Raw genomic sequence first — 11,871 nt, forward strand, 5'->3', positions numbered from 1 at the left:
AACCGTGGCAATGGACGCTATCGGTGACATCGAGATAGGCTTCATCCAGTGACAACGGTTCAATGCGCGAGGTGTAGCGCGAGAAAATTTCGCGAATATGATTTGAGGCTTCTTTGTAGGCGTCAAAGCGCCCCGGAAGCAAGGTGAGATGCGGGCATAATTTGAGCGCCATCCCTGTCGGCATAGCGCTACGTACGCCAAATTTACGCGCGGGATAATTGGCGGTGCTGATCACCCCCCGACGTTCGCGGCTGCCGCCAATAGCAATAGGGATATCGCGCAGGGCGGGATTGTCGCGCATCTCCACCGCTGCGAAAAAGCAGTCCATATCCACATGAATGATTTTACGCATTGCTCACCTCTCAACACTGGTAAAGTATACAGTGATTTCAGGGTTTGAGAAATGCGTAAAGATTCAGCATCTAGCGCGTTCGCTGTGAAAGCACCTGCTGCTTATCCAGCTTTTGCACCAGCGGCTGCACCACTTTATCCCCATGCTGACCAAAGTATTGATACAGCGTATCGGACGCACTTTTGGTCAGCACCATAATCTCAATGCGCCGGTTGCCCGCGCTTTGCGGATTTTTCGCGTCCAGCAGCATCTGGTCCGCCATTGCGCTTACCTGCATCACTTTATCTTCCGGCATTCCGGCCTCTTCCAGCACCCGACGAGCTGAAAGCGCGCGATCGCCCGAAAGGTTCCAGTTGTTGTAGATATTGTTTTTGTAGGCCATCGCATCGGTATGCCCGGTAATAATAATTTTGTTATCGAGCGAGTCGAAAACTGGCGCGAGCTCCACCAGCAGCCTTTTAAAGAACGGCATAATCTGCGCGCTGCCGCGTTCGAACATATTGCGATTCTGGTCGTCTTTAATCAGCACGCGTAATCCCTGCGGGACAATCTCCATCTCCAGATTCGCTTCCATATGCGCATCACGGGCAATGGTGTTGATACTGGTTGCCAGCTCGCCAAGCTCGGTGGCGGATTTCTTCTTCAGCAGCACCGTTTTCTCATTGACGTCACGCGCTTTTTTCTCCGTCTCTTCCGGCACCGCCACGGTGGCAGGTTTTGGCGGATGAGACGGGCTGATTTTATTTAACGGCGACAGCCCACCACCGTTAAAAATCGACTGCCCGTGCAGCGCGGCGATAATGCTTTCACGCTCGGATTTACTGACGCTGTTGACAATCAACTTTATTGTCGTCACCAAAGGGGCCGAGCGTATTTCCGAGGTTTCAGCCCGCTTTACCCTGGATGCGATGCCCGGTAAGCAGATGGCGATTGACGCCGATCTTAATGCCGGGTTGATCAATCAGGCGCAGGCACAAACCCGACGTAAAGATGTTGCCAGCGAGGCCGATTTCTACGGCGCGATGGACGGGGCATCGAAATTTGTGCGCGGGGATGCTATCGCCGGGATGATGATTCTGGCGATCAACCTGATCGGCGGCGTCTGTATCGGGATCTTCAAATACAACCTGAGCGCCGACGCCGCCTTCCAGCAGTATGTGCTGATGACCATCGGCGACGGGCTGGTGGCGCAAATCCCTTCCCTGCTACTCTCCACCGCGGCGGCGATTATCGTCACCCGCGTCAGCGACAACGGCGATATCGCCCATGACGTGCGTCACCAGTTGCTGGCAAGCCCATCGGTGCTCTACACCGCTACCGGAATTATGTTCGTACTGGCGGTAGTGCCTGGAATGCCACATCTGCCGTTTTTGCTGTTCAGCGCCCTGCTTGGCTTTACCGGCTGGCGGATGAGCAAACGCCCGCAGGCGGCGGAAGCGGAAGAGAAAAGTCTCGAAACGCTGACCCGCACCATCACCGAAACCAGCGAGCAACAGGTCAGTTGGGAAACCATTCCGCTGATCGAGCCCATCAGCTTAAGCCTCGGCTACAAGCTGGTGGCGCTGGTGGACAAAGCCCAGGGCAACCCGCTCACCCAGCGTATTCGCGGCGTGCGACAGGTGATATCCGACGGCAACGGCGTGCTGCTGCCGGAGATCCGCATTCGGGAAAACTTCCGCCTTAAGCCCAGCCAGTACGCTATTTTCATCAACGGCATTAAGGCTGATGAAGCGGATATTCCGGCGGATAAACTGATGGCGCTGCCCTCCAGCGAAACCTACGGCGAGATAGACGGCGTGCTGGGGAACGACCCGGCGTACGGGATGCCGGTGACCTGGATCCAGCCTGCGCAGAAAGCGAAGGCGCTGAATATGGGGTATCAGGTGATCGACAGCGCCAGCGTGATTGCTACCCATGTAAATAAGATTGTGCGCAGCTATATTCCTGATTTATTTAACTATGACGATATTACGCAGTTGCATAACCGTTTGGCGTCGATGGCACCGCGCCTGGCGGAGGATTTAAGCGCGGTGCTCAATTACAGCCAGTTGCTGAAAGTGTACCGGGCGCTGCTGACCGAAGGCGTTTCCCTGCGCGATATCGTCACCATCGCCACCGTGCTGGTCGCCAGTAGCGCGGTGACCAAAGATCATATTCTGCTGGCAGCCGATGTGCGCCTGGCGCTGCGGCGCAGCATTACCCATCCGTTCGTTCGCAAGCAGGAGCTGACGGTGTATACCCTGAATAATGAGCTGGAAAATCTGCTGACTAACCTAGTGAATCAGGCGCAACAGGGCGGTAAAGTGATGCTCGACAGCGTGCCAGTGGACCCGAATATGCTCAACCAGTTCCAGAGTACGATGCCACAGGTGAAAGAGCAGATGAAAGCGGCGGGGAAAGACCCGGTGCTGCTGGTGCCACCGCAGCTGCGCCCTTTGCTGGCGCGTTATGCAAGGTTGTTTGCGCCGGGGCTGCATGTGCTGTCGTATAACGAAGTGCCGGATGAGCTGGAGTTGAAGATTATGGGGGCGTTGAGTTGATGGGGGATTCTTTTCCATGCTTTGCAGCACCTGACACCATTAATTGACGTCACACTGCAAAGAGACTACGATGACACCATACAATGACGTCATGGATTGATAGTATGATTAAGGTCAGCGCGCTAGGTTCTCGTCATAGAAAAACATTCGACGATGTAATGACGGAGCCGCCAAAATCTGGAATTAAATGGGATGATGTTGTTGCACTCATTAAAGCTGTGGGTGGAACAATAAAAAATAACAACGGCTCCAGACGAAAATTTCAGATTGGAACGACCAAATTCAGCACACATGAGCCACATCCAAAGAATGTGATGGATAAAGGCGCAGTAGCAGGTCTTAAGGAGTGGTTTGTTAACTGTGTAGGGGTAGATTATGAATAAAGCATCGAACATTATCACAATTAAAGGTCAACCAGCCGCAGTGACATTTGAAGCCGATATCAACGCATTTCGCGGCAAGTTCCTCAATGTAAACGGTTATTGTGACTTTGTAGCCACAAGTATTGAGGCATTATATCGTGAAGGCGAAAGCGCGCTGGATGAGTGGATGGCGGATTGTGAAGAGGACGGTATTGCCCCTTTTCGTGAAGAAGAAGAGCAAAAACGCCTGACGCTTCGTGTTCCTCATCACATTGATTCGCGGCTGACCATCGTCGCCAGACAACATTCCATTTCAAAAAACCAGCTCATTGTTGATGTCTTAGAACGTGAGTTTTCAGCCCAGATGTAAACAGGTCGGATGCCGCGTGGCATCCGACCTTTTGCCAGTTCGTCAATATTACCCATTTACAAAATCGTCTCTTCCGTCAATATCCGCCGCGCGCCTAAAAAGTGATCCTGCCAGAAAGGTTCAGCTAACCGACTTACCCGAATGGTTTCCCCGGTGCGCGGTGACTCAATAAACTGACCGTCGCCCAGATACACCCCCATATGGTCGGCAATCTCGCGGCTGTGGATATGGAAAAATAGCAAATCTCCCCGGCGCAGGTCGTTATTCGCCACAATGGTTGCCCGGCGATAGTGATACATCTCATTAGCCGTGCGTGGGAGTTTCGCCTCAAGGATCTTGTTGTAGGCATAAAAAACTAACCCGCTACAGTCGAAGCCTTGATCGGGCCGCGTACCGCCCCAGACGTAAGGCTTGCCAAGCTGTTGCTCCAGACGGTGAATCGCCACTTCGGTGATGTTATGCAGATGGTCGCTGCTTAAGAAATGGTTGTTTTCCGCCAGCGCCTGCCAGCGTCTGTCACTCGCCTTGAGCGGCGCAGGAAACCATTCTGGATGCTGTTTTATCTGTTCGCGGTTGTGCTGGCGTAGCGCCCTTCTGCTTTCGGCATTGCCTTCCACAATATAGCTGGCCTGTTTTTTCAGATGGGTTTGGTACTGTTTTAATAAACGCGCACGATTTTGCATCCGCTGGCGGGCGGCGTAGCTGAAAGTGATATGTGATGTGGTGGCGCTGGCAAATGAAGAAAACGGCAAGCAAAGCAACAGTAATCCCGACAACACAAAAGAGGGAATCGACGGCAAGGACATACTCAATAATGGCTGATCATGCATTGATGTTGCAGTGTATCCCGGCCCGTACCTGAACAAACTTAATAAACCATTATTATAAAATTAATAAATATATTTCAGTTAATTATGTAAAAACATCCGTTTATTAAATTACTCATGGATTGTCGCTGTTGCTCATTTGAGCTACAATTCAAGCTGAATAAATATACAGCACAGGAGATACCCCAATGGCTGCTAACGCATTTGTTCGCGCCCGAATCGATGAAGATCTGAAGAATCAGGCGGCGGACGTACTGGCCGGGATGGGGCTGACCATCTCTGACCTGGTTCGCATAACCCTCACAAAGGGCGCGCGTGAAAAGGCATTGCCGTTTGATTTACGCGAGCCTAATCAATTAACCATTCAATCAATCAAAAACAGCGAAGCTGGCGTTGATGTTCATAAGGCCAAAGACGCCGATGATTTATTTGATAAATTAGGAATTTAAATATGATTCAAAGGGATATTGAATACTCGGGACAATTTTCAAAGGATGTAAAAGTTGCACAAAAGCGTCATAAGGATATGAATAAATTGAAATATCTTATGACGCTTCTTATCAATAATACTTTACCGCTTCCAGCTGTTTATAAAGACCACCCGCTGCAAGGTTCATGGAAAGGTTATCGCGATGCTCATGTCGAACCGGACTGGATCCTGATTTACAAACTTACCGATAAACTTTTACGATTTGAGAGAACTGGAACTCACGCGGCGCTCTTTGGGTAAAGCACGCTGCCGATGAAATTTGTAAACCCTGCGCCGACAGGCTTGCGTAAAACTCTTTTGGTGATAATGTGAGCCTTCCAAATCCAGACTATTCCGATTTGGGATCTATTTTGCCGTCCTGGCGTGTGTAACCGTTTTATCAAGGAATAAGCAGTATGCGTAAAATCGCATTAATTCTTGCGATGTTGTTGATCCCGTGCGTTTCGTTTGCCGGTTTGCTGGGCAGCAGTAGCTCGACCACGCCAGTGAGCAAAGAGTATAAGCAGCAGTTGATGGGATCCCCTGTCTACATCCAGATCTTCAAGGAAGAACGTACGCTCGATCTCTACGTCAAAATGGGCGAGCAATATCAGCTGCTCGACAGTTATAAAATCTGTAAATATTCCGGCGGCTTAGGGCCAAAACAGCGTCAGGGCGATTTCAAAAGCCCGGAAGGGTTTTATAGCGTCCAGCGTAATCAGTTAAAACCAGACAGCCGTTACTACAAAGCGATTAATATTGGTTTCCCCAATGCCTATGACCGTGCGCATGGTTATGAAGGGAAATACCTGATGATCCACGGCGATTGTGTTTCCATCGGCTGCTACGCAATGACCAATCAGGGTATTGATGAGATCTTCCAGTTCGTTACTGGTGCGCTGGTGTTTGGTCAGCCGAGCGTGCAAGTGAGTATTTACCCGTTCCGCATGACCGACGCCAATATGAAGCGCCATAAATATTCCAACTTTAAGGACTTCTGGGAGCAACTGAAGCCGGGTTACGACTACTTTGAGCAAACCCGTAAGCCACCGACCGTTTCTGTGGTCAATGGTCGTTACGTGGTCAGCAAGCCGTTAAGCCACGAAGTTGTGCAGCCACAACTGGCATCAAACTACACGCTCCCCGAGGCAAAATAAGCGCCATTCGCCTGGCATAATCTTTTGCCAGGTTTCATTGCCCGTCAGCGGCTGTGTTGCAATCACCGTGACCACATCATTCGGTGTGGTCTGCGAGCTGAAGTCGATTTCCACATCCTGATCCAGCAGCGTTGCCACGCCAAACGGCGCGCGGCGGGTGATCCAGTGTAAATTAGTCGAGCAATACGCCATCACATAGCGCCCGTCAGAAAGCAGCATGTTGAAAACGCCCTTCTGCCGCAGTTCATCCGCCAGTGAGGCGATATATTTAAACACTGCCGCCATGTTGCCCGGTGTGCGCGGGTAACGCTGCGTTAATTTATGCAGGAGCCAGCAGAAGGCTTTTTCGCTATCGGTTTCACCGACCGGGCGGAAGTTGCCGGTTTCCAGTGATTTGTAGCCCGTCAGTTGTCCGTTATGGGCATAAGTCCAGTTACGCCCCCATAACTCGCGGGTAAATGGGTGAGTATTTTCCAGCGCCACCTCGCCCCGATTAGCCTGGCGAATATGAGCCACCACCGAACAGGATTTTATCGGGTAGTCCTGGACAAGTTTGGCGATGGGGGAATTAAAGCTGGGTTGTGGATCTTTAAATGTGCGACAGCCTTTACCTTCGTAAAAGGTAATGCCCCAGCCATCTTTATGTGGCCCGGTTCCACCACCACGCTGTACAAGTCCGGTGAAACTAAAGCAGATATCGGTAGGGACGTTGGCGCTCATCCCGAGCAATTCGCACATGGGTAACCTCCACAACAGCGGGAGCGCATGGCCCCCGGCGAAGATTGATTTAAGAATTTTCAGGTCGGATGCGGCGTAAACGAATTATTCGGCCTACGGTTCGGGTACAGATTTGTAGGCATGATAAGACGCGTCAGCATCGCATCAGGCATCAGCGCACAAGTGCCGGATGCGGCGTAAACGCCTTATCCGGCCTACGCCAGACTTACTTAACCATCTCTTTTTCAATTAACTGGATCAGGATATGGATCACTTTAATGTGAATCTCCTGAATGCGGTCGGCATAACCAAAGTGCGGTACGCGAATTTCGATATCCGCCGTGCCAGCCATTTTGCCGCCGTCTTTACCGGTCAGGGTGATCACTTTCATCCCCTTCTCACGCGCCGCTGCGATCGCTTTGATCACGTTTGCAGAGTTACCGGAGGTGGAGATCCCCAGCAGTACATCGCCTTCGCGACCTACCGCTTCAACGTAGCGGGAGAAAATATCATTGAAACCGAAATCATTACCGACGCAGGAAATATGACTAACGTCAGAAATAGCAATCGCCGGGTAGCCCGGACGGTTTTCACGGTAGCGACCGGTCAACTCTTCGGCAAAGTGCATAGCGTCGCAATGGGAACCGCCGTTGCCGCAGGAAAGCACTTTGCCACCGGCTTTAAAGCTGTCTGCTAACAGGACCGCCGCGCGCTGAATGGCGTGAATATTGGCGTCATCTTTTAAAAAGTTAGCCAGCGTTTCCGCCGCTTCGTTCAGTTCGTTACGAATAAGATCCTGGTACATGAGGATATCCTTCAGCATAAATGTAATAGACAAAATGCAGTGTACCGGATACCGCCAAAAGCGAGAAGTACGGGCAGGTGCTATGACCAGGACTTTTTGACCTGAAGTGCGGATAAAAACAGCAACAATGTGAGCTTTGTTGTAATTATATTGTAAACACATTGCTAAATGTTTTTACATCCACTACAACCATATCATCACAAGTGGTCAGACCTCCTACAAGTAAGGGGCTTTTCGTTATGATGATTTTGAGTATTCTCGCTACGGTTGTCCTGCTCGGCGCGTTGTTCTATCACCGCGTGAGCTTATTTATCAGCAGTCTGATTTTGCTCGCCTGGACAGCCGCCCTCGGCGTTGCTGGTCTGTGGTCGGCGTGGGTACTGGTGCCTCTGGCCATTATCCTCGTGCCATTTAACTTTGCGCCTATGCGTAAGTCGATGATTTCCGCGCCGGTATTTCGCGGTTTCCGTAAGGTGATGCCGCCGATGTCGCGCACTGAGAAAGAAGCGATTGATGCGGGCACCACCTGGTGGGAGGGCGACTTGTTCCAGGGCAAGCCGGACTGGAAAAAGCTGCATAACTATCCGCAGCCGCGCCTGACCGCCGAAGAGCAAGCGTTTCTCGCCGGCCCGGTAGAAGAAGCCTGCCGGATGGCGAATGATTTCCAGATTACTCATGAGCTGGCGGATCTGCCGCCGGAGTTGTGGGCGTACCTTAAAGAGCATCGCTTCTTCGCGATGATTATCAAAAAAGAGTACGGCGGACTGGAGTTCTCAGCTTATGCCCAGTCTCGCGTGCTGCAAAAACTCTCCGGCGTGAGCGGGATCCTGGCTATTACCGTCGGCGTGCCGAACTCATTAGGCCCGGGCGAGCTGCTGCAACATTACGGCACTGACGAGCAGAAAGATCACTATCTGCCGCGTCTGGCGCGTGGTCAGGAGATCCCTTGCTTTGCACTGACAAGCCCGGAAGCGGGTTCCGATGCGGGCGCGATTCCGGACACCGGGATTGTCTGCATGGGCGAATGGCAGGGCCAGCAGGTGCTGGGGATGCGTCTGACCTGGAACAAACGCTATATTACGCTGGCACCGATTGCGACTGTGCTTGGGCTGGCGTTTAAACTCTCCGACCCGGAAAAGCTGCTGGGTGGCGCAGAAGATTTAGGTATTACCTGTGCGCTGATCCCGACCACCACGCCGGGCGTGGAAATTGGTCGTCGCCACTTCCCGCTGAACGTACCGTTCCAGAACGGACCGACGCGCGGTAAAGATGTCTTCGTACCGATCGATTACATCATCGGGGGGCCGAAAATGGCCGGGCAAGGCTGGCGGATGCTGGTGGAGTGCCTCTCGGTAGGCCGCGGCATCACCCTGCCTTCCAACTCAACCGGCGGCGTGAAATCGGTAGCGCTGGCAACGGGCGCGTATGCTCACATTCGCCGTCAGTTCAAAATCTCTATCGGTAAGATGGAAGGGATTGAAGAGCCGCTGGCGCGTATTGCCGGTAATGCCTACGTGATGGATGCTGCGGCATCGCTGATTACCTACGGCATTATGCTCGGCGAAAAACCTGCCGTGCTGTCGGCTATCGTTAAGTATCACTGTACCCACCGCGGGCAGCAGTCGATTATTGATGCGATGGATATCACTGGTGGCAAAGGCATTATGCTCGGGCAAAGCAACTTCCTGGCGCGTGCTTACCAGGGCGCACCGATTGCCATCACCGTTGAAGGGGCTAACATTCTGACCCGCAGCATGATGATCTTCGGACAAGGGGCGATTCGTTGCCATCCGTACGTGCTGGAAGAGATGGAAGCGGCGAAGAACAATGACGTCAACGCGTTCGATAAACTGTTGTTCAAACATATCGGTCACGTCGGTAGCAACAAAGTTCGCAGCTTCTGGCTGGGCCTGACGCGCGGTTTAACCAGCAGCACGCCAACCGGCGATGCCACTAAACGCTACTATCAGCACCTGAACCGCCTGAGCGCCAACCTCGCCCTGCTTTCTGATGTCTCGATGGCAGTGCTGGGCGGCAGCCTGAAACGTCGCGAGCGCATCTCGGCCCGTCTGGGGGATATTTTAAGCCAGCTCTACCTCGCCTCTGCCGTGCTGAAGCGTTATGACGACGAAGGCCGTAATGAAGCCGACCTGCCGCTGGTGCACTGGGGCGTACAAGATGCGCTGTATCAGGCTGAACAGGCGATGGATGATTTACTGCAAAACTTCCCGAACCGCGTGGTTGCCGGGCTGCTGAATGTGGTGATCTTCCCGACCGGACGTCATTATCTGGCACCTTCTGACAAGCTGGATCATAAAGTGGCGAAGATTTTACAAGTGCCGAACGCCACCCGTTCCCGCATTGGTCGCGGTCAGTACCTGACGCCGAGCGAGCATAATCCGGTTGGCTTGCTGGAAGAGGCGCTGGTGGATGTGATTGCCGCCGACCCAATTCATCAGCGGATCTGTAAAGAGCTGGGTAAAAACCTGCCGTTTACCCGTCTGGATGAACTGGCGCACAACGCGCTGGCGAAGGGGCTGATTGATAAAGATGAAGCCGCTATTCTGGTGAAAGCTGAAGAAAGCCGTCTGCGCAGTATTAACGTTGATGACTTTGATCCGGAAGAGCTGGCGACGAAGCCGGTAAAGTTGCCGGAGAAAGTGCGGAAAGTTGAAGCCGCGTAAATGAATAACGGAGCCGAAAGGCTCCGTTTCTTTATCCGCTAATTATTTAAAATTAAAGCCATCCGGATGGTTTTCCAGGCTGCCGGTCAACGCCGCGAACAACACCGTTTTACCATCAATCGAAAGCGCATCGTTCACATTCAGCCAGGTGAGTTTCTCTTGCGACGTTTTCTCATCAATAGTCGAGAACAGCCCCGTCATCTGATTAGATTTCTCGGACCACATCACAGCGATACGTTGCGAGCCACAGTCATGCGGTTTGCACGCGCTCATCACCTGATACGTCTCATCTCCCAACGTTACGGTTTGTGCGGGAGTATAAGTACCGCCTTTCATCACCCAGGCAGGCAGCTTATGCCCTTGTACCATCTGATTAAATGCAGCTTTGGTGGTTTCGCCCTTTGCAAGGCTGCTAATGGTTAAATCATCCTGCGCCATTGCACTGGTGGCGATGACCAGAGCGGCGACTGTCGTTATTGCCTTAAACATCATTCCTCCCGAGCTTATCCTGCCCATGTTATTAACCTTCTAAAGCCTGGCGATAACACGATAATTTGCAAATCAGATATTTCCAATATCAGCATTTGTTATCAATTTATTCTGCGCTAAGGCAACTGCCTGATAAGGTGTTAAAGTTATAAAACCCTTCGCATAAAGGAGTTGTACACCGTGCCTGGTTTGAAGATTACGCTTTTGCAGCAACCACTGGTGTGGATGGATGGCCCTGCCAACCTGCGTCATTTTGATCGTCAACTGGAAGGTATTACCGGGCGCGATGTGATCGTTCTACCGGAGATGTTTACCAGCGGCTTTGCCATGGAAGCGGCAGCTTCGTCGCTAGCACAAGATGACGTAGTGAACTGGATGACAGCTAAGGCGCAGCAGTGCAATGCGCTGATTGCAGGCAGTGTTGCATTACAAACGGAGTCTGGTTCGGTTAACCGCTTTTTGCTGGTTGAGCCGGGCGGCACGGTACATTTTTATGATAAGCGTCATCTGTTCCGCATGGCAGATGAGCATCTACATTATAAAGCGGGCAATGCGCGAGTGATTGTGGAATGGCGCGGCTGGCGTATTTTGCCGTTGGTGTGCTACGACTTACGTTTTCCGGTGTGGTCGCGCAATCTCAACGATTATGACCTCGCCATCTACGTTGCCAACTGGCCTGCTCCGCGCTCTCTGCACTGGCAGGCATTGCTGACGGCCCGCGCGATTGAGAATCAGGCGTATGTGGCGGGATGCAATCGCGTCGGCAGCGATGGCAACGGCTGCCATTATCGCGGTGACGGCCGGGTGATTAACCCGCAGGGCGAGATTATCGCTACTGCCGACGCGCATCAGGCAACGCGCATTGATGCGGAGCTGTCGATGGTGGCATTGCGGGAATATAGAGAAAAGTTTCCGGCATGGCAGGATGCGGATGAGTTTAGGTTGCGGTGAGTGGGGGTTGTGTTTAAGGCTGGGGGAGAGTCGGGGTAAGACTACGAAAGCCCGCTCTCCGCAAGGACTGACGCCAGATAGTTTCTGTCCATAGCTGCTTTTCGCATCTTACGTCTTAACCCTGCCTTGAATACCTTATCATTCGTCA

The 11,871-nt window shown here is 52.2% G+C and carries 13 protein-coding genes and 2 pseudogenes (1 of these 15 only partly in view); 8 read left to right on the forward strand and 7 right to left on the reverse strand.

Annotation, left to right across the window (positions count from 1 at the left end):
* Together dinB and lafU are read right to left on the reverse strand one after the other, a co-directional pair.
* Positions 1-352: pseudogene (dinB, locus tag QZF50_RS13935) on the reverse strand (DNA polymerase IV); it reaches 705 nt to the left of the window's first position.
* Positions 353-422: 70 nt separating this feature from the next.
* Positions 423-1,208, reverse strand: a complete 786-nt coding sequence (lafU, locus tag QZF50_RS13940) for a putative lateral flagellar export/assembly protein LafU (RefSeq protein ID WP_000207574.1) — start codon at positions 1,206-1,208, stop codon at positions 423-425.
* Between lafU and QZF50_RS13945 the strand changes: the two are divergent.
* From QZF50_RS13945 to QZF50_RS13955, 3 genes and pseudogenes are all read left to right on the forward strand, one after another.
* A pseudogene (locus tag QZF50_RS13945) lies at positions 1,180-2,892 on the forward strand (flagellar biosynthesis protein FlhA); the annotation flags it as partial. The gene lafU and the pseudogene QZF50_RS13945 sit on opposite strands and share 29 nt — an antisense overlap.
* A 104-nt stretch (positions 2,893-2,996) precedes the next feature.
* Positions 2,997-3,275, forward strand: a complete 279-nt coding sequence (locus QZF50_RS13950) for a type II toxin-antitoxin system HicA family toxin (protein WP_000598760.1) — start codon at positions 2,997-2,999, stop codon at positions 3,273-3,275.
* Positions 3,268-3,624: a type II toxin-antitoxin system HicB family antitoxin gene (locus QZF50_RS13955; protein ID WP_001030484.1), complete on the forward strand. Its 357-nt coding sequence runs from the start codon at positions 3,268-3,270 to the stop codon at positions 3,622-3,624. Before QZF50_RS13950 ends, QZF50_RS13955 begins: the two co-directional genes overlap by 8 nt.
* A 56-nt stretch (positions 3,625-3,680) precedes the next feature.
* On the opposite strand, the gene QZF50_RS13960 is transcribed toward QZF50_RS13955, so the two are convergent.
* The gene (locus tag QZF50_RS13960; protein WP_000543899.1) at positions 3,681-4,454 is read right to left on the reverse strand and encodes a C40 family peptidase; all 774 of its coding nucleotides are present in this window, start codon (positions 4,452-4,454) and stop codon (positions 3,681-3,683) included.
* 185 nt (positions 4,455-4,639) lie between these two features.
* Between QZF50_RS13960 and dinJ the strand changes: the two genes are divergently transcribed.
* The 3 genes from dinJ (at position 4,640) to dpaA (ending at position 6,077) form a co-directional block, all read left to right on the forward strand.
* Entirely contained in the window at positions 4,640-4,900 is a 261-nt protein-coding gene (gene dinJ / locus QZF50_RS13965; protein ID WP_290388895.1) for a type II toxin-antitoxin system antitoxin DinJ, read from the forward strand.
* Between the two features lie 2 nt (positions 4,901-4,902).
* Entirely contained in the window at positions 4,903-5,181 is a 279-nt protein-coding gene (yafQ, locus tag QZF50_RS13970) for a type II toxin-antitoxin system mRNA interferase toxin YafQ (RefSeq protein WP_000615982.1), read from the forward strand.
* A 155-nt stretch (positions 5,182-5,336) separates the two neighbouring features.
* Positions 5,337-6,077, forward strand: coding sequence for a peptidoglycan meso-diaminopimelic acid protein amidase (gene dpaA, locus QZF50_RS13975; RefSeq protein WP_001225679.1), 741 nt, complete (start codon positions 5,337-5,339; stop codon positions 6,075-6,077).
* On the opposite strand, the gene QZF50_RS13980 is transcribed toward dpaA, so the two are convergent.
* Both QZF50_RS13980 and lpcA read right to left on the reverse strand, forming a co-directional pair.
* Positions 6,048-6,815: a class II glutamine amidotransferase gene (locus tag QZF50_RS13980; RefSeq protein ID WP_000333380.1), complete on the reverse strand. Its 768-nt coding sequence runs from the start codon at positions 6,813-6,815 to the stop codon at positions 6,048-6,050. The two genes, dpaA and QZF50_RS13980, sit on opposite strands and share 30 nt — an antisense overlap.
* 205 nt (positions 6,816-7,020) lie before the next feature.
* Positions 7,021-7,599 (reverse strand): D-sedoheptulose 7-phosphate isomerase, encoded by a 579-nt coding sequence (gene lpcA, locus QZF50_RS13985; protein WP_000284050.1) that lies wholly within the window; start codon positions 7,597-7,599, stop codon positions 7,021-7,023.
* Positions 7,600-7,838: 239 nt separating this feature from the next.
* Between lpcA and fadE the strand changes: the two genes are divergently transcribed.
* Complete coding sequence (gene fadE, locus QZF50_RS13990; protein WP_000973065.1) at positions 7,839-10,283, forward strand: acyl-CoA dehydrogenase FadE; 2,445 nt, start codon at positions 7,839-7,841, stop codon at positions 10,281-10,283.
* Between the two features lie 42 nt (positions 10,284-10,325).
* Here fadE and ivy read toward each other — a convergent pair whose 3' ends face one another.
* The gene (gene ivy, locus QZF50_RS13995) at positions 10,326-10,772 is read right to left on the reverse strand and encodes an Ivy family C-type lysozyme inhibitor (protein ID WP_001308392.1); all 447 of its coding nucleotides are present in this window, start codon (positions 10,770-10,772) and stop codon (positions 10,326-10,328) included.
* A gap of 180 nt (positions 10,773-10,952) precedes the next feature.
* Here ivy and yafV point away from each other — a divergent pair, with 180 nt between their 5' ends.
* Positions 10,953-11,723 (forward strand): 2-oxoglutaramate amidase, encoded by a 771-nt coding sequence (yafV, locus tag QZF50_RS14000; RefSeq protein ID WP_061892096.1) that lies wholly within the window; start codon positions 10,953-10,955, stop codon positions 11,721-11,723.
* Positions 11,724-11,764: 41 nt separating this feature from the next.
* Here yafV and QZF50_RS14005 read toward each other — a convergent pair.
* Positions 11,765-11,871, reverse strand: a 107-nt coding sequence (locus QZF50_RS14005; RefSeq protein WP_044068647.1) for a hypothetical protein, incomplete at its 5' end; no start/stop codon positions are given.

It is taken from the genome of uncultured Escherichia sp., from assembly GCF_948475835.1.
Lineage (GTDB): Bacteria > Pseudomonadota > Gammaproteobacteria > Enterobacterales > Enterobacteriaceae > ECMA0423.

Coding starts and splice junctions, on each gene's coding strand:
- QZF50_RS13950 (WP_000598760.1), top strand. CDS start 2,997: ATGATTAAGGTCAGCGCGCTAGGTTCTCGTCATAGAAAAACATTCGAC.
- QZF50_RS13955 (WP_001030484.1), top strand. CDS start 3,268: ATGAATAAAGCATCGAACATTATCACAATTAAAGGTCAACCAGCCGCA.
- QZF50_RS13960 (WP_000543899.1), bottom strand. CDS start 4,454: ATGCATGATCAGCCATTATTGAGTATGTCCTTGCCGTCGATTCCCTCT.
- dinJ (WP_290388895.1), top strand. CDS start 4,640: ATGGCTGCTAACGCATTTGTTCGCGCCCGAATCGATGAAGATCTGAAG.
- yafQ (WP_000615982.1), top strand. CDS start 4,903: ATGATTCAAAGGGATATTGAATACTCGGGACAATTTTCAAAGGATGTA.
- dpaA (WP_001225679.1), top strand. CDS start 5,337: ATGCGTAAAATCGCATTAATTCTTGCGATGTTGTTGATCCCGTGCGTT.
- QZF50_RS13980 (WP_000333380.1), bottom strand. CDS start 6,815: ATGTGCGAATTGCTCGGGATGAGCGCCAACGTCCCTACCGATATCTGC.
- lpcA (WP_000284050.1), bottom strand. CDS start 7,599: ATGTACCAGGATCTTATTCGTAACGAACTGAACGAAGCGGCGGAAACG.
- fadE (WP_000973065.1), top strand. CDS start 7,839: ATGATGATTTTGAGTATTCTCGCTACGGTTGTCCTGCTCGGCGCGTTG.
- ivy (WP_001308392.1), bottom strand. CDS start 10,772: ATGTTTAAGGCAATAACGACAGTCGCCGCTCTGGTCATCGCCACCAGT.